This is a genomic window from Nitrospira sp. M1 (assembly GCF_965152605.1).
The window spans coordinates 3,800,359-3,820,289 of record NZ_OZ224217.1 but is presented as its reverse complement, the minus strand read 5'-3'; the positions used below and the strand labels follow the sequence as shown (position 1 = coordinate 3,820,289).

Genomic DNA, 19,931 nt, shown 5'->3' with positions numbered 1-19,931 from the left:
CAAACCCTGGATTCTGTCTTTTCTGTCGCAAGAAGGAAATCTATGTCATTTGCCTTTCACAACTTGCGGTCTGGTACTGCAGCCGTATCATCTGATGTGCAGTTTGCTCAGACGGTGATGGAAGGGCTCTCACGAGACCCAAAGCGTTTGCCGTCGTGGTTAATTTTCGATGATCGAGGCAGTGAAATTTTTACCGAAATTACTCAACTCCCTGGTTATCATCCAGCTCAATGTGAAATTGAGATTTTTCAGACATACAAACAGACTATCTCCGATCTTCTTGGAAAGACGGAGTTCCAAGTGATTGAACTCGGGGCTGGCGATGGAGGGAAAACTCGGATTCTTCTTGAGCATTTTATTCAAAGTCAGCTGATATTCGACTATGTGCCGATCGATATATCCGAAGGGGCCATTAAGAATCTCGTCGCTTTTCTCGAGTCGAAGTTTTCACAAAGTACCATGTCAGTCACGGGGTTGGCTGCTGATTATTTTGATGGACTTCGTACGGTTAGTACGCAATCCAACCTTCGAAATTTGGTGCTCTTTTTAGGTTCGACAATCGGAAATATGGAATTGCCGGTGGCTCAACAGTTTGTTCGAAAGCTGCGTGAATTGTTGAACGAAGGCGATTATGTGATGATTGGGTTTGATCTCATGAAACACCCGAGGACGTTGTATGCTGCATACAATGATGCAACCGGAGTGTTTGAGAAGTTTAATCTTCATGTCCTTGATGTCATAAATAGGAAGCTTGGGGCAAATTTTGTCAAAGAGCGGTATGTCCAGCAGGGCCAGTATAATCCCAGAACACATGCTGTTGAGAGTTATATTTACAGCACCCGAGATCAAGATGTTCGCTTTGCTGTATTGAACAAAACATTTTCCTTCGGCGCGTGGGAAGCCATGCAAACAGAGCATTCGTATAAGTATACCCTTTCCGAAATCGAGGCATTAGCCGTGAAGAATGGATGCTGCATAGTGGCAAATCTTTTTGACGCGAATAAGCACTTCGTGAATTCTATCTGGGAGGTCATGGCGTAATGTCATGTGCTGGGGAGGTATCGTTTGAATGTTCCCAGTTCTTCAAGATGTTGATGTCTGAACAACGTCTGAGCATGATATCGCCCACATTCTAGTATGGAATATCCCGAATATATTTTGATCGTGATGATGAATTGTCTATTGTCATTTATCTATCCATGCGAGAGGAGTCATCATAATGAACACCCGATATTTCTGGCGTAGTATTCTTCTTGTAATGTTCATAGGAATTTCATCTAATGTTCTAGCCGAAGAATTGGTGGAAAAAATGGTCATCAAGCCAGTTCATGAAGGGGGAGCCTCGGCGACGATCGAAACTCACGTCGATATTCGAACTTCTAAGGTAGTGATGAAGCACGTTCCACTGGGCCATGCGATGGTGCTGGCCTTCCCTCTTCCCTTCTCGCATGCGTCAGTAGCGAATCCTGCGGTGGCTGATTCACTCATTTTAAGTCCGACGCAGCTATATTTATCAGGAAAGGCGATTGGGTATACGACTCTCACCTTATGGGATAAAGACAAAAAGCTGTCTGCGGTTGTCGAGCTGGTCGTGCATCTTCCCGTGGAAGCGTTCAGGCATAATCTTTCAACCTTATTTCCCGAAGAAAAAAATATCGTGATCACGACGGCCCATGAGCACATCGTGCTAACCGGACAAGTGTCAAGCGCAGATATCAAAGACAAAATTGGACAAGTTGCTGGTGCGTATGCACAGCAAAAAGTTCTGAATTTTCTGAAATTTATTCATCAATAACGCTGCTAGAGCGATTGCCCTGTAGCAAGTTAACAATAGGTGAAGTCTGCTATTCAGGGAATTGCCGACTTCTCTCAGCCTTCTTGATTGTTGGTGAATGGTGACGTTCTCATAGAGTTGACAGAAGTCTATCTTGTTGTACAGTAAAATCGTACATCAGCCTGTGGGGCATAGTTTTCCCCGCAATTTACACAACACAACATGTCGAGAACGTCATGTCCATGTGGCAGGGAGGCCAATATGAACGTCTGTCGTTTGAAATTTCAATGTCTGCGTACCTTTCTCTTCCTGAGTGTTTTGGGTGTCGTTAGTTGGGGAGGAGTCTCGTCAATCCATGCGATGCCTATTCTTCTGCCCACTGGATTAAACCCTGGGGATTCCTATCAGTTGGCTTTTCAATCGAGTGGCACTCGCAATGCGCTATCCACAGACATTGCCGATTACAATGCTTTTGTTCAGAATGCGGCGAATGCCGCTGGTATTGGAGTGGGATCCCCATTAGGCGGTATTGTGTGGAGTGCCATCGCTTCGACGGCTGCAGTGTCTGCCTTAGAAAATGCCGTCGTCTCGACGTTTGTGTATAACTTGGTGGACCAGCGCGTGGCTTCAGGTTTTGCGGATATGTGGGATGGTTCGCTTCAAGCACCTATTAGATATGATGAGTTTGGTAATAGCAAGGGTTCTACCGTTTGGACGGGAACGGGGATTGATGGAATGCAATCGAGCAACGTATTGGGTGACCCCTCACTGTCAACTCTTGGGATTGGTGGATTGGCTGATTCGTTGTGGATTGATCGTGGTTCGTTTCCGTCTAGTGGATTTCGGACTTTGTATGCATTATCAGAGCCTCTCACTGTTCCACAGACTCCGGTTCCCGTGCCGTCATCGATTCTGCTTTTTGGAAGCGGATTGATGGGCTTGGTTGGATGGCGGTGGTGGAAAGGGCAACTGACGTAGAGTCACGCACATACGGTAACCTATTATAGAAAGAGCCTTATTCCTAACCGAGTAAGGCTCTTTTTCTTGTCGCTTTTCCCAACTCTACGACAGCCCAATTCCCACAATACCTCATGACCATATGAAGCTTTTCCTACTTTGATGCAATGTGTATCGGATGAGCCTATGAATGTTCGTGCAGCGGATGAGAACTATCGTTGATTTCAGCGCTGAGTTGGTGGGCGCGATCAATGAGTTGATCCATTGTTCGCATAGCGTTATTCAGGCGCTTGCTGATGGTATCAAATCGTTCGATGGCATGTGCCGATTCTGATGAATGTGCATGTAGCATGATTGCGAAGCAGTCAGTGGAGCGTACTGTATTGTACTGAACCTCGTTGAGAAAAGCATCGAGGTGTTGTATGCATTTTGTGAAATTCTGTGTTGGTTTATGAATGTTGCAGAGTTGATCGTGCCAGGCTTCAAGGGTAAGATGTGGCGTTTTGTCATCGTGGTAATGGTGTTTATTGATAGGTGAGGAATTGTTGCAATGCCTGTGACTAGCTGTTTCTTTCGATTCGTCGGGTGTTATGGAATGTGTGCCGTGACATGGGTACTGTTGGGTCTGCTCTCGATAGATGTCACACCCGTCTTTGCGGAGTTTGAAGCACGGGATACCGTGAAAAAAGGCACGGTTGAACTCGGAGTAATTGGTGGGTACTGGAAGGAAAACAGCTTGGATGGGACCAAGCCTTCCTCGGATCAACGAGCCGTATTCGTGCTTCCTCAAATTGGGATGGTGGTGACAGACGAATTCGATGCCGGGTGGTTGAGCGGGAATGTCGAAGTTCTTGCAGAGCCGTTGGGGGCTCGATATTCCAAGCCGTTCACGGCCTACGCCTTCGGCGGTTCGCTTGTGGTGAAATATAATTTGCTGTCATTTGGCCGGTGGATGCCATTTTGGGATATCGGTGCCGGGATGTTGTGGACAGACTTGGCGCCTAGAATTCCCGAGCAGAGTCAGCGATTCAACTTTGTGCTGGAGACCGGACCAGGACTTCACTATTTTGTCACCGAACGGTTTGCGCTTACCACAAGTATTCGATATCACCACATCTCAAACGCCAATACGGGTACGCGCAATGTAGGATTGAATGCCTGGTTGTTTAGTGGCGGATTTTCGTTTTTTATTCCGTAATTTCCATTCCAAGAAGTCTCCTAACTTTCTTGGAACCGAACGCTTGATACTTTACGACATGAAGATGATAGCGAATTAGTCGATGCTCAAACTCTTTGTTTCACAGAGCCTTATTGAGGTCGAGTCGCGGAAGGAAATATTAGATCAAGAAGGCATTCTCTGCACAATCAAAAATCAACAGGGGTCGTCGCTGGCAGGTGAAGTTCCCTTTGCTGAAGTCTTCCCAGAGCTCTGGGTCATCAATGATGATGAGTTTCAGAGAGCCAAGGGCATATTAGACAAATGGGATGACGCATCACCCTCAGAAGGCTCGGCCTGGACCTGTACAGGCTGCAGTGAACACCATACTGGTGAATTTACTACCTGCTGGAAATGTGGAAGAGAACGTCTGGATTCCTGATTGATTTTTGTTGACCCGTTATCCCACCATTGCTTGGATATTTCAATAATCAAGTCAATTAGAAAGTTTTCAATGATGCACGAATCTCAGTATCCGTGATTAGCTCGGTGTGTGAAGACGATCTTTTGCGATTTGTTTTAATGCACGGAGGTCTAGCTTCCCGGTGCCGAGCACGGGCAGTTGTTCGACCTTGATAAAGTGGTCTTTGCGGGGGATAAATAGATTTGGTAGTCCACTGGCGGAGACGTTGTCGAGAATTTCGGGTATAGCTTCTTCATCAAGCATGTGCAAGACGGCTAATTGCTCTCCCTTTTTTTCATCTGGGACGGATGTCACCGCTAAGACTTGCGTTTCGGCCTGTGCAGCATGATGCAGAGCTTCTTCCACTTTCCCGTGTGGCACCATTTCTCCTCCGATTTTTGAAAATCGAGAGAGGCGATCAGTAATAGAGATAAAACCGTCTTCGTCGACTTTGGCAATATCTCCAGTAATATACCATCCGTCGCGCATGGCTTTTTCGGTCAAGTCTTCTCGTCGTAAATACCCTTTCATGACATTTGGGCCTTTCACGAGCAGCATGCCAGGAGAATCGACCGGTACTGGTTCAAACGAATCTGGATCAACGATTCGGATTGAGACGCCGGGAAGGGATTGGCCAACAGTACCGCGGCGAGATGCCGGTTGAAAGAATCCGGCAGCGCGAAAGTCAGGACAATTGACCGCAATGACTGGCGAACATTCCGTGACGCCATAACCCTCAATAGGGCGAATACCGAATCGTTCTTCGAAGGCATCAAGTAATCGATTGGAGAGTTTTTCGGCTCCGGTGACGACCATCCGAAGAGCGCCGAACTGATCGGGTGTGCACCGCCGTAAGTAAAGCTGAAGAAATGTGGGTGTGGTCAGAAGCACGGTCATGCGATGCTGATGAACGAGTGCTCCAATAGCCGCAGCATCGAGCGGCGAGGGATGAAAGACCACGCCGGCACCATGAATGGCCGGAAACCAGAGGGTGGCAAGATATCCAAATGAATGAAAGAACGGCAGAATGCCGAGTATCCGATCTCGTTTATCGATGTGTAAGGATTGGGCGACGGCTTCCACGTTGGAGTCGATATTAAAATGACTCAACATCACGCCTTTTGGTTCACCGGTGCTTCCACTGCTGAAAATGATGGTGGCCAGGTCATCTATCGTTGGTCTGCAGGCGGCACCAACACTTCGTTCGAGAACGGTCATGGGAGCAAAAATGGCAAGGAACATGGAGAGAAGCTTTTCGATTGACGTGATCGTTTTCCGAATATCCTCAAGCCATATGATCGTCAGGTTTTCAGGAAGATCGAGTTTCGCTTTTTCGACGAACATGCGGCTGGTGACGATCGTTTGGAGGCTGGCTTGCTTGGCTGCTGATTCCATCCCTGTTTGTCCTGCCGTGAAGTTGAGATTGACTGTTGTCCGTCCGGAAAGAGTCGCTGCGACATTCGTGAGCGCCCCGGCCACGCTGGAAGGCAGCAAGATGCCGACGGTGTGTTGTCCTTCCCAATGAGGACGAAGTGCTCGCGCCAATGCGATGGCGCCCGTAAGGGCTTCAAGGCAAGAGACTTTCGGCCGTGTGAGGTCGCCAAAGGCGAATCGAAAGGGATGACGTCGCATTGCCCAGACAAAAGAATGGTGCAATGGCCGGCTACTGGGTTTGCGCTTTTGCCACGCCGCCTCTCCTATTTCCTGGATGACCTTCCGCACGGTATGCGCTGATGTGTCAGAAGGGAGCGGGGCTCCATATGACACCGTGACTGGGTACGGAATTCGCTCGGGGAGTTTTGTGAGAAATTTCCCACCAATGAAACTAAAGATACTTCCCCATACGCGATCGAGATGAACGGGGATGATTGGGACATCTCGGCCTTTGGCAATGCGTTCAAATCCTTGTCTGAATGGGAGGAGACCTCCTGTCCGTGTTATTTGACCTTCTGGAAAGATGCAGACTAAATCACCAGCATCCAAATGGCGTCCTGCTTCACGAAGAGCGGTGAGAATTTCTCGCGGCGTACCGGTAGAAGAGATTGGAATAGCTCCCATAATGTGAGCTATTCGGCGAAAGAGGGGGTGTTCGTAGTAATACCGGTCAACAATGAATCGTACAGGACGATCCAGGCTGGCTAAGACCAACAAACCATCAATAAAGGACACATGGTTTGCAACCAGTAATGCACCCCCTTCTTGAGGGACGTGTTCACGATTCAAGATCGTAAGCCGATAAAACGTATTCGTAAAAAGACTCAATACTACTCGAAGGAACGCATCGGGCAGAAGGGTTAACCCCCATATGGTGGCACACAATGTGAGGCCACCGGACACGATCAGAATGCCACTGGTGCTCAAGCCAATTCCTGAAAATAGTCCCGCACTTAATGACCCGAATAAGACTCCACTGAATACCGCTGAGTTTGACATGGCAATGACTGCGCCGCGCCGGTCGTGAGGGGCGCGCCATTGAATAAGTGCGTTAATCGGAACCACGACGAATCCGCTTGCAATACCCAGCAAGCACATCCAGAGGAGGGTGCCGAAAAGCTGTGGAGTTGAAAGGCCCAGAATAAGTAAGCACAGGCTGAGCCCAACGGCGCCTAACGGGATCAGGCCATATTCAACTTTGGGGCCTGACAATTTTCCAGCAAGCACCGCCCCGATTCCAATGCCTACACCAAACGCTGCTAAGGGGAGTCCGGTCTGAGAATCGGATAGTCCTAAGACAGATTTTCCGTAAATAATTATGTCTTGTCCGACCAAGCTGGCAATAGTCCAAAACATAATCGCGCCCAAAATACCAAAACGCAGGATTTGGTCAGATTGGACCGCCTTCCATGCTGCCGCGATGGTGGCAGAGACGCCTCCTTCCGAACGAGCGGGAGGTACATGTGGAATGGCATAGCAGGCAACTAAGCCGACAAGGGCGAGCGTTGTGAGGAATAATCCTGCGAACCATGTGGTCACGCCAGTCATATCAAGAAGTACGCCTCCGGCTGCCGTTCCAGTAATAATCGCGGCAAATGTCCATAATTCTATTGAACCATTTCCTGACGTGAGACGCTCATGAGGCAGGATTTCAGGAAGGATTCCATATTTGGCAGGGCTATACAGGGCACTTTGGGCCCCCATACCTGCCAAAATGATGAGGGGGAGGATACCACCTGCTGGATTATGAAAGAGTGCAGCGGTGCCAAGCGCCATGAATCCGACTTCCACCCATTTCATGGCGATGATGACGCTTCGTTTACTAAACCGGTCGGAAAAAACGCCAGCGACAACCGAGATAATCATCATGGGTAGCGTAAAGATCACAAAGGTGATCGTGGTTTGTGTCTGGGCTGCTGTCTCAAAGTCGGCTCCAGCCCCGCCTAACTCGGCAGCGACCTGTTTAATGGCTAGGAGGGCCACCATGAGTTTCCATGCATTGTCATTAAATGCTCCGCAAAATTGTGTAATCAGGAGGCCGCGAAGAGGATGTGTTGAGGATGATGAGGTCATATGTCTGTTGGATATGGAAAGGATAAGGTCATGCTACGCATAGGCGGGTTTGAAACGAACGTTTGTTCTTCATAGTATATTCATATCGATTGTATCAGGCTTTTCCTTTAGGTGCGATCATGCAATATTGCTTAATGCCATTGCCTACGCAGGATATAAAGAATATCTGATCGTACAGCGGAAAACCCATTTTCTCGAGCGGACAGATAGCCTAAGGATACACAAAGCCCATATGAATATCTGATTGAAAAGGTTTTAGCTTCTGTGAATTGTACCAGAAGGTGCGATGTTATAACCGATTCGGCTCTAACAGACTGTAGAATCAATAGAACGATAGGCGCAACCTGGATTAGAAGATTCGGAAGACGTCATTCAGAGAAGGTGAAGGCTTAGGTTCTGGGAGATCAATCTGACCGGTTGGGTGGATGATGCCGTTGGATGAGACCTTCCAGGGTTGCTTCTCCTACGGTAAGAAAAGGATCAAGCAATGCTGCTGGCAATGCAGTTCGGGAATGTTGATGACTCCCACTCCCCACTGATGTACCGTCCTTTTGTGGGGCATGAACGCTCTTTGGTTGTTGAGACGAATATTGAGTTGTCGCTGATGTTGGTTGTATAGACATGTCTACTGGATTGAGCAAAAGTCGGGCCAATTTGGTCGTGCAATGGTTGAAAACAGTCGAAGGACAAAGATACTGATTTTATGAAATATTTTTAAAAATCTTTCTTCCTTGTCGTGTTTCAGCGAGAGCGTTGAAGTCATAAAAATGGCGTGGCCAGTCAGTTGTTCAACACTTTGTGTCAGAGACCGTCGTGCATGAAAAAGTCATGGGAAAATATTTAATAGCGTCGTGACCAGAACGTTGTTCTCAAGTAAAAAAGAAAGGCATAGGTTGAAAACCCTACGTGTAAAACATGCTCACAATTTTCTCTCACCTTCTTTTCCTCGGTTCCTCCTACTCTCTGTTGCTTGGTGTCGTTCTGACGAACTTCTCTACGTTGTGCAGATTGAGACCGTCAGACATTTTTCCGTTTTGAATTTCCTATCTACAAAAACGTGATTCACTGGCTAGGCTAAGATAGAGAGTGATCATGTCGGTCGTTATGCATTGCCGAGAGGTCTTGCAATTTCTTTTTCCTGAAAGAATGTTGGCGTTATTCTTGCTCAGCCTATTGATGAGTCGCGTAGAGTTTTTTTGAATGAACACGAAGGTTTCGATGAGCCTGTTTGCTTGGTTTTATCACAGATGAAAGACGTGCGCGTGGGATAGGACATACGCTTATGGATATGCCATTGACTCTTACACCAGATACCCTAGACCTTCTTCTTTTGGTTGGGCTAGGACTTATTGTTCTCTCTATCCTGTATGTATGGTACTCGGTTGTAGAGGACAGAACGCAACGAGCATTTCGTGCCATACAGCCTGATGTGCATATTACGAGGAGTGTAACAATCTATTCGAATGGGGAAGATATTTTAAAGGTATACCTTCAAAATCTGGGAGGGTCGCAGGCTTCTGACATTTGCGTTACAGCGCATGGGGGAGAAGGGGTTGAGCCGTTACCGGTGATACCTGTGATGGCTGTAGGAAATAAAGAGTATGAGGTCTGGATTAAAGCGAAACCTACGTCACCGTTGCTTCAAGAAAAACGTGACAATATTCGTTTAATGATTTGTTATCGTGATCAATGGGGCTCTCTCTATACGCTTGCCTATCCAGTGGTTCAACGTGATGCTCTGCGTAACGTTGTGGCGCTTCGGCTCGTTGATGGTGGAACGCCTCGAGTGGTGAGACCGACGGTGTCGTTTTGGCGAATGCGTCGATGGGTCAACCGTCATTCCCGGAGAATGTCGAAGGAAAAGATTCGTCTGCTCAATAATCAGGTGGGTTCCGGGTATCGTGCCGGACAACAGGAATCCCCAATCCCATCCTCCTGAGCGAGAAGGTCAGAGGCTTTATACAGCCAATAGCCACGACCCGTTGCGGTAGGGGCAAGCCGTTTTCTTAGGCGTCGTGGTGACCATTTGTCTCGTCGCGTTTGAACAACGTGTGGACGCGAGAGCTTCTCGATTTCCATATGATACGCAACCGCTCGAATTCATCAATCAACCATTCCTCTCCTTCTCAAGAGTTCTGAGGATGAGTTCGCTATGCGGTTTTTTGAAGATCGTTCAGTCACTATTCATACCTTCGTCGATTTGCTTGTCCATACCATCACGTTCTTGTCGCTGAAGAGAAAATTGTCAATGCCTCTTTTTTCACGCTGTTGTTACTGAAGGACATTATTCTTGCCATAGCATCTGTGCTGTCTTTCTGCTTCATGTGAAAACGACAGGGTGAAGCAACAAGCATCATCCGTTGAACGTGTTCTCGATTTCCCCTCAATCGTAATGGCTGAGAACTGCGAAGAATACGCAAGGATATTTCCTAGCTCTTAAGATTTGGCTTGTCAGGTCCGACGGTATGTATGAACCTTGCTGGTTCGTGGCAGGGCAGGTGAAGATACTTTGACGATTGATTAATTTTTCAAATGTCTGTTGTTTCAATGGAGGTCAACTCATGACGGAGAGTATTCAGACGAATCGGCGGATTCTTGTGATTGATGACAACGTGGCCATCCACGAAGATTTTCGCAAGATCTTGTGTCAAGGGTTCGATGCGACGTTGCTCCATGAGGCACGGGGAGGGTTATTTGATGATGTTCCCGTACAACAGACCGTCGAGACATTTGAGCTTGATTTTGCTGATCAAGGACAGGAAGGGCATCGGATGGTTCAACAAGCCGTTCAACAGGGGAAGCCGTATGCCGTGGCCTTTGTCGACATGCGAATGCCCCCTGGATGGGATGGTGTGGAAACGATCGAACATCTTTGGGAAGTTGATGAACATTTACAGGTTGTGATTTGTACGGCATTTTCCGACCATGATTGGGATCAAGTCATGGAGCGTTTACCGGAAAATGACAGACTCCTCATCCTCCGAAAACCATTCGATAATATAGAAGTCTGGCAATTGGCCACTTCTCTGACGAAACGATGGCATCAGGCTCAACATGACAAAGGCCAATTTGACCTGATGGCTCAATTGGCAGATGAACGTGCCGAGGAATTTCAGCGGGAAGCTGAACAAATTCAATTAGGGATGGTTGTGCCACCCGTGCCACACGACTAACCATCTCGTCATTGCTGACATCGTTCCTCTCATGTATTTGCTTTCATAGCCGACCCTGTCCTGTCGTATGTTGTGTGTGTTTCTCAAGTGACGACAGCTTGGTCTTGGATAGCGAGGGGTGTTCGGTCGAAAAGGTTGACCGTGGGGTTGGCCTGTCTGGCTCTATTCTCTGGGCGTTTGCCATGCACGGTATGGTTGTCAGCAACATGTCGGTATGGTGCTATCTATGAATTCCCTTTGACTCTGAATGTTTCATTCAGAACGGAGGCGACTCAGTATGCCTGACGCGCTTACACTCAATCGACGCATACTGGTAATCGATGATAATCCCGCCATCATTGATGACTACCGAAAGGTGTTAGGCTCTTCGACTGCCGATTCCTCTATTCATGTCACGCGTGATGCATTATTTGATGAGGGTGTGAGGGGTCCCTATCAAGAGGCATTTTCGGTCGACAGTGCAGATCAAGGCATTGCGGGTTATGAACTCGCCAAAATGGCCGTGGACCAAGGGCGTCCATATGCTGTGGTGTTTGTGGATATGCGAATGCCGTCAGGCTGGGATGGCGTCGAAACTATTGAACGAATTTGGGAAATCGATTCTGCTATTCAGGCGGTGATCTGTACCGCATTCTCAGACCATCCGTGGGATGAAGTGATTCCTCGCTTAGGACACCGAGATCAACTCCTTATTCTTCGAAAGCCCTTTGATCCAATCGAGGTTCGGCAATTAGCGAACTCTCTCACGTACAAGTGGCATTGGGCGGGTTATGCCAAGCTCCGCCTTGGAGAGTTAGAGCAGCTCGTTGATCAGCGGATGTCTGAACTCCGTACGGCGAATGCGCAATTAGAACACGATGTGCTTCGTCGGCAAGTGATCGAAACACAGCTGGCGAAGTCGATTCGAGATTTGGAGCAACGGAATAAAGAGTTGAGTGAAGCACGTGATCAGGCGCTGATTGAGGTGCATGAACGAGAACGGGCTGAGCTGGCACTCCGGAATAAAACAGAAGAATTGGTACGGTCAAACCATGAGCTTGATCAGTTTGCCTCTGTTGCGGCCCATGATCTGCAAGAGCCTCTTCACACGATTCAAGTCTTTAGCGATTTATTACGCGTGAAATGTGGCGATGCGTTGAATGGTTCCGGCCATGAGTTCTTGAGTCGAATTCTCAAGGCATCTGGCCGAATGCAGCGGCTTATTCAAGATTTGCTTGTCTATTCTCGCTTGGAACATCAAGATCGACAGGTTGAGTCAGTCGCGCTTGGCGACGTGGTGGATGATATTCTTCATGATTTTTCCGTTCGTATTGAGGAAGCCCACGCGCGGATAGCAGTGGGTGAACTTCCTGTGATTGAATCTGATAGAACTCAAATGCGCCAGTTGTTACAAAACTTAATCGGGAACGCATTGAAATTTCATAAACCCGATGAAGTCCCCGTTGTTCGCGTGTCGGCCCGACTCATGAAAGAGCGACGTCAACAAGACGGGCGGCGTACGGGTTTGTTGTGCCAACTTCGAATCGAAGATGACGGTATTGGGATGGATAGCCAATATACCGATCGTATCTTTGGAATGTTCAAACGTCTCCATCGGAGAGATGAATTCGAAGGGACAGGTATTGGACTAGCCGTATGCAAGAAAATCGTAGATCGTTGTGGGGGCACCATCACCGTGCAGAGTCAGCTCGGAGAAGGGTCCACTTTTCTTATTACCCTTCCGGTGGGCAGCCCTGTCGAGGCTGGTCATGAGGCTGAAATGTGTGCACGTTCCTATCACGTATAGCCGTTTCAGTTATGCCGAATCTGCGTGTCGTCGCACTAAATGCGGATTGACCCATCGTGATTGAAGCGTCAATCGCCTGTAGGTCATCCAGGCGGGCATAACCTTCCTTACGTTCAAGCGGTACCGCACAGAGTTCACCGTATTGTCCTGTTTGGACCATATGTGGATTCGCGATAGTCTTGAGTGAAGGAGATGTCTGGTTGTGGCATGGAGTCATCCTAGATAGAGAGCGCTGTTGGACGAATGTTCTCCTCAAGAAATCGTGTAGATCACCGATACAAGAGACAACAGGGTGCAAAGGGCAAACTACCTGAGAAGGTAGGACGCAAAGCTAAGGGACCTGAATTGGGAGCATGATGTTCCCAGGGTTCGCCTGGCCGCCACACTGGTCTCTGAAGCGTTAAGATCTGTTGCATCTATCCTCGTGATAGGCGAAGATTTTGAACACGCGCGCTTCTCCCTCCAGTTTCCTATCCTTGCTCAGTCTATAGCCGTTCCAATTTACTTCCGTCTGTACGACGTGTGTTGTTGCGCTGTGTACATGATGTCAATTCGGTTGGAAGTTATTTGGTTTCGCTATAGACCATAGACCGCTTTCTCCATCCTGTGTTCGATCTCCTGAACGTGGATTCGGTATTGGGCAACTGTCGTATGACTTGCCAACATGAGCAGCGCAAAGCAAAGGCTGACCCTATTATTCCACTATCAACAATATTTCCATGCCAAGGTCGTCTTATCTCACAATCATTCCGCGTTGAAGTACGAGATGCATGCGGACATTCAATAAAGCTATGAGGGGGATGTGTGTGATGGGGGTTGTATTGCAAGATGATCTGTTGACGACACGCGCACGATTGAATGTAGGTCGACCAGATTTCATGAGTTAAAAAGGAGGGTGTGATAATGAGTACCTGTATGCAAGCCGTTCCCTTCATTGTGTTAATGGCGGATGATAGTACTGATGACTGTTTGGTTGCTCAGGCGGCTTGGGATGAATGTCGACTCGGAAAGGAGTTGCGGTTTGTTCATGATGGCGAAGAGTTGATGCAGTATTTGACCCGTCGGGGATCTTATGGTGACCCGGTGAAATCCCCTCGCCCGAGCCTGATTATTTTAGATTTGAATATGCCCAAAATAGACGGATGCTCTGCACTGGTCGAAATTAAATCTGATCAAGTCTTGCAGGATATTCCTGTTTTGGTGTTGACAACCTCACGCGTCGCCAAACATATCGATACTGCGTATAACTTGGGGGCCCATTCGTTTGTGACTAAACCGAATAGTCTAGATGGGTATTTGGAACTTATGCAGGGCCTAACGAAATACTGGTCGAAGGGACATCCTCTGCACAATCCGCAGCGAGTCAAACATCTCCACATGAATTAGGAACGAGACGATGTCACAGGAGTTCGTTCATGTGTCGAGTCAGAGAAGGATGTCTGGTGTGGATGTCGTGCCAGGCATGAACAGCCGACTATTGCTTGTTGCTGACAATCAGAATCTCTATTCGAATTTTCGTCGAATTTTCGGTCAGGTATCAACGGCGAAGTCTTTGCCGTATTCAAAGGTGAATGATGAGGCCCTGGATGCTTCTGAGTCGTTTTGCTGTGTGCCATGTTTCGAGGTGGACTATGTGGAAAGTGGCGAGGCCGGCTTAGCCGTTCTTCAACAGGCATGTGACGTCAAGCGTCCCTATGCGGTTGTGTTTATCGACATGAATGCGTGTTCCGGATGGTCTAGAAAAAAAACGATCGAAGAATATTGGAACGTTGATCGCTTCCTCCAATGCGTTCTCTGTACGACTACCTTGGATTGTCAGTGGGATGTGGAGGTAGAGAGCATGACGTATCCTGAACACCTCTTGATTTTGCGAAAGCCATTTCACGCGATCGATGTTCAACAACTTGCCGTGGTTCTGACGCATAAGTGGGTCATGTCCCAGCGTACTAGTGGGCAGGAAGATCGTGCATTCCCTGTAGCGGTTGAACCAACTCATCAGCTAGAAGGAGTGGACATGTGCTTGGTTCACGATAGTGAGCATCGTCGAAGAGACGAGGGTTTGAATATCCAAACAGCTCAAGATTTAGAACGAAAGAACAGTGAGCTGGCCAAAGCGAAAGATGAGCTATCTGCTGCCAAAACGCATATGGAAAATATCATTGGGTCGATGGCCGATACGTTACTGGTTATCAATGCGGATATGACCATTGAGGCGGTGAATCGCTCGTTATTGATGTTGTTGGGGTACAAAGAAGAAGAGTTGTTGCAGGAATGTCCGAGTAAAATTTTTGGTGAAGAGTTGACGCAAGGGTCCATTATGGAAGCGTTGTATTTTCAGGGTGTCGTCAGCAATGTTGAAACAACATATCTTGCCAAAAATGGCCAGGCTATTCCCATGGCGCTGTCCGGATCCCTTATGAAAGATGATCGAGGAGTCATTCAGGGGTTAGTCTGCGTTGCGCAGAATATTACCGAACGTAAGCGTCTCGAAGACGAACGACGTCAATTTCAGGATCAACTCGTCGAGACCTCTCGTCGTTTAGGCATGGCTGATGTGGCCACGAGCGTCTTGCACAATGTGGGCAATGTTCTGAACAGTATTAACGTTTCTGTTGGGATCATGGGGACGACGTTACGACAGTCTCTCGTGGGTGATGTTCGAAAAATTTCACACATGCTTAACGCACATATGGGCGATCTCAATGCCTATGTGACTCACGATGCGAAAGGCCGACAGGTTCCAGGGTATCTTGCACAGTTGGCGGACCATCTGATCGAAGAGCGACAGGTGACACTCAAAGAACTCGACTCATTGGTAGAGAGTGCGGAGCATGCCAAGCAATGTGTGGCGATGCAGCAAGGCATGGTCAAAGCGGGAGGACTGCATGAGCCTGTCATGTTAGTTGATCTCATGGAGCAAGCCTTGACGATCAACAAGGTGCTCTTAGAGAAACTGGATGGAGACATTGTTCGAGAATTTGTCGACACAGAAAAAGTGATTGTCGATAAACATCAAACGTTACAAATTTTAGTGAATTTAATACGCAACAGCACGCAAGCTATGCAGAAGAGTGCACACAAAACACTTACGGTTCGAATTGGGCCTGCGGAGAGTGAACGGAATATGGTCCAACTTGAAGTGACGGATACAGGCGTAGGAATTCCTGCGGATCAGTTGACGCATATTTTCTCTCAAGGCTTTACCACCAAGAAAGATGGTCATGGGTTCGGTCTACACAGCGGAGCCCTCTTAGCCAAAAACATGGGAGGGTCGCTTCATGTGAGAAGCGCTGGTGAAGGATGCGGGGCGACATTTATCTTAACCTTGCCGGTTGCCTTGCCTCCCGACTTATAAGGACAATTGACTTTTCGCAAAAGTGAATCAATGCGACGTAGACCCCACCACCCACCTCGTGTCGAGTAACAGTCTCCTAGGCGCTGTTTTTTCTCGTTTGACGCATTCTCCAAGTTAAGAGACCCACGATTACTGGCCCGACAAGCCATCCGGTGCTGGGTTCTGGGATTGGCTGGCTCGGTTGTATCGAAAACGCTCCAATTTTATCATCACGATCGAAGGCGACATAGAGCGTGTTTGTACTTCGATCAATCGTCACGCCTTCAGGGTCGGCGAATCCGGTTAAGGCCTCTAAGTCCACAGACGAGACGAGTGCGCCGGCGGTTGTCAGTTCATAGAGACTTCTCGTCCCTGCCACTGCATCGACAACCAATAAATTTCCGGTTTCTGGGTCAAACGTAATGCCTTCAGGATCGATGAAGTCAGACAAAATTCCCGGTGTGGAAATGGTATTGAGGTGGGTGCCTGTAGTGTCGAATTCGTAAATACTTTCAGTCAAGTCATCGGCGATAAATACCGTGTTTGTTCCAGAATGAAAAATGACTCCATCACCATCGTCACTCGTCGGGAGTGTCGAAAAGTTGATGCCGAGTGGAACTGGATCGCCTGTCGTTGTAAATTCCAACACCCCGCCTTGAGGGGAGTCCTGTTCAGTAAGAAGCAAGTTCGCATTCGGACTTGGAAGAAAACTGAGCCCTTGGACATCGGATAAGCCATGTAATTCAGGATTAAATCTCAAGACTTCTGTCCCAGAGGTCGTGACTTCGACAACTCTGGTTTGAATAGCATCATCGTTAATATCAAAAAACGTTTGTGCAAGAAAAAGGTTTCCGCTTGTCGGGTTGAACGCAATGCCATCGGCGCCGTCAAAATCAAAGGCACCTTGAAAGTCTAAGGTAATTGCCGAAACGGATATTGGTAGGGTCAACGTAACGAGGCCAATTATGACAATTGCCCCTAATAATTTCTTGGCCATCCTAGCCTCCCGAGTTAAGGGTGAAGGCGCACTCATTCTTTGAGTGTCGTGTGAACATATCTACCCAGCATATTTGAGGATAGGGCAGTGTGAGGCTTATGGCAATTCGTCTAACGGTTTTCGTAAACAGAGAATGACTAGTTGAGAGAGCGTGGAAATAGCTGCCAATTCTTAAGTTTCGTCTTCTGTGTTCCGAGAACAGGAACGAAAGCCTTATTTTTCCTTAATATTTTTGTCTTAGGGCTCCCATGCGTACACATTGATGCGTCCTGAACGTTGTCAATAAATGCATGATGAGAGCATAGGCGGTGTAGTTTGAAAGACTAAATAGGATTCATTATGAGTGATCGACGCATTCATCTCTTGCATTTCATGATCGAAAAAAAAATAGAAAAACTGGTACCAGTGCCGTGCATTGACTCTCCAATAGGGTATCAAGTGCTCGAAACTCATGACATGCTACGAGTGCCAATTGGACAGGAGTTTGATGTATTGAATGATCTTGTGGATCTGGGATTGTTTGAACGGGAATTATATGACAAGGTTCATCTCTGCCCCTCGTGTAAGCATTTTGCCTTAAATTTTCGAGAAACCTGCCCAGATTGTTCAAGTCATCTTATCGACGTAGTCGAGATGCTCCATCACTATGCCTGTGGGTATTTATCGTACGAAGATGAGTTTCATAAGGGAACGCAATTAATTTGCCCGAAATGTCACAATCAGCTTCGTCATCTAGGAGTCGATTATGAACGTGCCTCTGCTAATTTCCGCTGTCACGCATGTACGGCCGTGTTTCCAGAGGCGGTGACCTCGTGTCTCTCGCTTGCATGTGGGGAATCGTTTCCCGTTGAGCAAGCTATTATTCAGAAAATTTATGCCTATCGGTTAACAGAACGTGGCATATTGGCCGCGTCTCAAGAAAGTATCTATGGTGAAAAAGATGGCATGCTTGCCATCGATCATGGCCTTGAACTGTACACATTTCAATATTTTCGAGAACAATTGGTTCGAGAGATTCATCGTGCGGCTCGCTACGGTCGTCCATTTTCCATGTTGATGATGCGTCCAGACTGTCTCGGTCAATATGAGGAAGAAGGCGGAACGGATGCGGTGCGGAATGTCTTGAAGTCTTTGGCGACGTGGGTCAAAGAGTTGAGTCGAGACTGCGATATTGTGTCGATCTATCAAGAGCAAAATTTTGTTCTGCTGTTACCCGAGACGATAGAAGATCACACGATCGATATTGGAGAACGTATATGCAGTCATGTTCGAGAGAGCTCGCTTCAACAGCTTGGCTCCATTATCCATATGGTGATGGGATGGAGTGTGTTTTCAGCAGACATTGAAAGCGCGGATCAGATGATTCAACTCGTCTGGACGAAAGTTCAGGAGGAAGAACGCTTGGCGCTTGGTTCCTCGGAACCTTCTGTCTAGCTAACTGTCGGGACACGACCCATGGAAGTCATCGTCATAGGATTGCAGCGGTTCTTCATTGATTTTGATGATGGATTGCACGAAATTCTTCATTCAGGTCTGCCGCATTTAATCGGATTGTTTTGGCCATTTTTTTTAATCGAACTCAATCGCTATGTGTTTGTTGATGTCTATGTGCTGTGCAAATCATTTCAACAGCAGGAATGCGAACCCTTTCCATGCCCAACGAAGCCTCTCCCGCAGGTTTCGGTGATCATGTCGGTCTTGAACGAAGGGGGGACGATTGAGGCTTCGGTGCGTTCTTTACAGGAACAAGACTATCCCAATATCGAAATTATCGTGGTCGATGATGGATCCACAGATCATACCCTAGATATCTGTAGAAAATTGTCCGCAGAAGGGTCTATTCGTTTGTTTCCGATGGAAAATCGGCAAGGGAAATCTGGGGCGTTAACCTATGGGTGCCGTGTGGCGCGGGGTGACTATCTTGTATTCATGGATTCGGACTCCTCGCTTGATCGTCGAGCTATTCGACATATTTTACAACCATTTCAAGATGAAAATGTGGGCGCCGTTGGCGGGAATGTTGGCGTCAGAAATTTATATACGAACCTTCTCACCCGTCTTCAGGGATTTGAATACCTCTGCGGAATCACTGTGGGACGGCAGTTTCGGGCAGGTATGGGAATCCTCGGGATTGTATCGGGTGCCTTCGGTGCGTTTCGCCGATCTTTGGTGGAGCGCGTTGGTTGGCACGAACCGGGGCCAGGCAACGATTCGGATTTAACGATTCGGATTCGGAAAATGGGGAAACAGGTCGCCTTTGCCCCGAAGGCGATTTGCTTAACGAACGCTCCGCTTACATGGGGGAAATGGGTTCGTCAGCGGTTACGTTGGAATCGCAATATCATTAGAAACCGGATTCGAAAGCATCGAGACACGTTTAATATCTACAGCGATCATTTCAATCTGCAGAATATTGTGTCGTTCTTGGATACCTTGGCATTTTCTGTTGGATTGGCTGGAATTTGGCTTGTCTACATGATTCAGCTCATGTTGTTCGAACATCATAATTACATCGTCATTTTTGTCATCAATCTGATCATGTTCAGTGCGGCAAAATTTCTTCAGATTCTTATTGCCTTACAAGTCTCCAGTCGATTTGCCTCAGATTGGAGATTGATCGCCGTCATTCCTGGGATGGTGGTGTACCGGATCATTGAAAAAGTTGTTCGGATTGTCGCCTGCGTTCAAGAAATATTTTTCCGAACGTCGTACCACGATCCCTTTGCCCCTGAGAAGGTCAGGCAGCAAGTCCCTTTACATTAATGATTGTGAAAAATATGTATT

15 protein-coding genes and 1 riboswitch are annotated in these 19,931 nt (G+C 47.6%); of the genes, 12 read left to right on the top strand and 3 right to left on the bottom strand.

Annotation, left to right across the window (positions count from 1 at the left end):
* Nucleotides 1-42: 42 nt before the first annotated feature.
* From ACWHX8_RS17195 to ACWHX8_RS17175, 5 genes are all read left to right on the top strand, one after another.
* Nucleotides 43-1,041, top strand: coding sequence for an L-histidine N(alpha)-methyltransferase (locus ACWHX8_RS17195; protein WP_447969361.1), 999 nt, complete (start codon nucleotides 43-45; stop codon nucleotides 1,039-1,041).
* A gap of 178 nt (nucleotides 1,042-1,219) precedes the next feature.
* Nucleotides 1,220-1,795, top strand: a complete 576-nt coding sequence (locus ACWHX8_RS17190) for a pilus assembly protein N-terminal domain-containing protein (RefSeq protein WP_447969360.1) — start codon at nucleotides 1,220-1,222, stop codon at nucleotides 1,793-1,795.
* A 240-nt stretch (nucleotides 1,796-2,035) separates the two neighbouring features.
* The gene (locus ACWHX8_RS17185) at nucleotides 2,036-2,752 is read left to right on the top strand and encodes a PEP-CTERM sorting domain-containing protein (RefSeq protein WP_447969359.1); all 717 of its coding nucleotides are present in this window, start codon (nucleotides 2,036-2,038) and stop codon (nucleotides 2,750-2,752) included.
* A gap of 529 nt (nucleotides 2,753-3,281) precedes the next feature.
* Entirely contained in the window at nucleotides 3,282-3,929 is a 648-nt protein-coding gene (locus ACWHX8_RS17180; RefSeq protein ID WP_447969358.1) for an acyloxyacyl hydrolase, read from the top strand.
* 82 nt (nucleotides 3,930-4,011) lie between these two features.
* Entirely contained in the window at nucleotides 4,012-4,329 is a 318-nt protein-coding gene (locus ACWHX8_RS17175; RefSeq protein WP_447969357.1) for a putative signal transducing protein, read from the top strand.
* Between the two features lie 99 nt (nucleotides 4,330-4,428).
* Here the strand turns inward: ACWHX8_RS17175 and ACWHX8_RS17170 are convergent, their stop codons facing one another.
* Both ACWHX8_RS17170 and ACWHX8_RS17165 read right to left on the bottom strand, forming a co-directional pair.
* Entirely contained in the window at nucleotides 4,429-7,857 is a 3,429-nt protein-coding gene (locus ACWHX8_RS17170; protein ID WP_447969356.1) for an acyl-[ACP]--phospholipid O-acyltransferase, read from the bottom strand.
* Nucleotides 7,858-8,261: 404 nt separating this feature from the next.
* Nucleotides 8,262-8,480: a hypothetical protein gene (locus tag ACWHX8_RS17165; RefSeq protein ID WP_447969355.1), complete on the bottom strand. Its 219-nt coding sequence runs from the start codon at nucleotides 8,478-8,480 to the stop codon at nucleotides 8,262-8,264.
* Nucleotides 8,481-9,139: 659 nt separating this feature from the next.
* Here ACWHX8_RS17165 and ACWHX8_RS17160 point away from each other — a divergent pair.
* The 5 genes from ACWHX8_RS17160 (at nucleotide 9,140) to ACWHX8_RS17140 (ending at nucleotide 16,171) form a co-directional block, all read left to right on the top strand.
* Complete coding sequence (locus ACWHX8_RS17160; RefSeq protein ID WP_447969354.1) at nucleotides 9,140-9,796, top strand: hypothetical protein; 657 nt, start codon at nucleotides 9,140-9,142, stop codon at nucleotides 9,794-9,796.
* 622 nt (nucleotides 9,797-10,418) lie between these two features.
* On the top strand, nucleotides 10,419-11,030 hold the full coding sequence (locus ACWHX8_RS17155) for a hypothetical protein (RefSeq protein WP_447969353.1): 612 nt from the start codon (nucleotides 10,419-10,421) through the stop codon (nucleotides 11,028-11,030).
* Between the two features lie 277 nt (nucleotides 11,031-11,307).
* Nucleotides 11,308-12,816, top strand: coding sequence for a sensor histidine kinase (locus tag ACWHX8_RS17150; RefSeq protein ID WP_447969352.1), 1,509 nt, complete (start codon nucleotides 11,308-11,310; stop codon nucleotides 12,814-12,816).
* A gap of 290 nt (nucleotides 12,817-13,106) precedes the next feature.
* A riboswitch (cyclic di-GMP riboswitch) is annotated at nucleotides 13,107-13,201 on the top strand.
* Nucleotides 13,202-13,719: 518 nt separating this feature from the next.
* Entirely contained in the window at nucleotides 13,720-14,202 is a 483-nt protein-coding gene (locus tag ACWHX8_RS17145) for a response regulator (RefSeq protein WP_447969351.1), read from the top strand.
* Nucleotides 14,203-14,212: 10 nt separating this feature from the next.
* Nucleotides 14,213-16,171: an ATP-binding protein gene (locus tag ACWHX8_RS17140; RefSeq protein WP_447969350.1), complete on the top strand. Its 1,959-nt coding sequence runs from the start codon at nucleotides 14,213-14,215 to the stop codon at nucleotides 16,169-16,171.
* Between the two features lie 76 nt (nucleotides 16,172-16,247).
* On the opposite strand, the gene ACWHX8_RS17135 is transcribed toward ACWHX8_RS17140, so the two are convergent.
* Nucleotides 16,248-17,147 carry an SdiA-regulated domain-containing protein gene (locus ACWHX8_RS17135; protein WP_447969349.1) on the bottom strand — a complete coding sequence of 300 codons (900 nt, stop codon included), beginning with the start codon at nucleotides 17,145-17,147 and terminating at the stop codon, nucleotides 16,248-16,250.
* 339 nt (nucleotides 17,148-17,486) lie between these two features.
* Between ACWHX8_RS17135 and ACWHX8_RS17130 the strand changes: the two genes are divergently transcribed.
* Together ACWHX8_RS17130 and ACWHX8_RS17125 are read left to right on the top strand one after the other, a co-directional pair.
* Nucleotides 17,487-18,581 carry a TackOD1 domain-containing metal-binding protein gene (locus ACWHX8_RS17130; protein ID WP_447969348.1) on the top strand — a complete coding sequence of 365 codons (1,095 nt, stop codon included), beginning with the start codon at nucleotides 17,487-17,489 and terminating at the stop codon, nucleotides 18,579-18,581.
* Nucleotides 18,582-18,602: 21 nt separating this feature from the next.
* Complete coding sequence (locus tag ACWHX8_RS17125) at nucleotides 18,603-19,910, top strand: glycosyltransferase (RefSeq protein ID WP_447969347.1); 1,308 nt, start codon at nucleotides 18,603-18,605, stop codon at nucleotides 19,908-19,910.
* Nucleotides 19,911-19,931 lie beyond the last annotated feature (21 nt).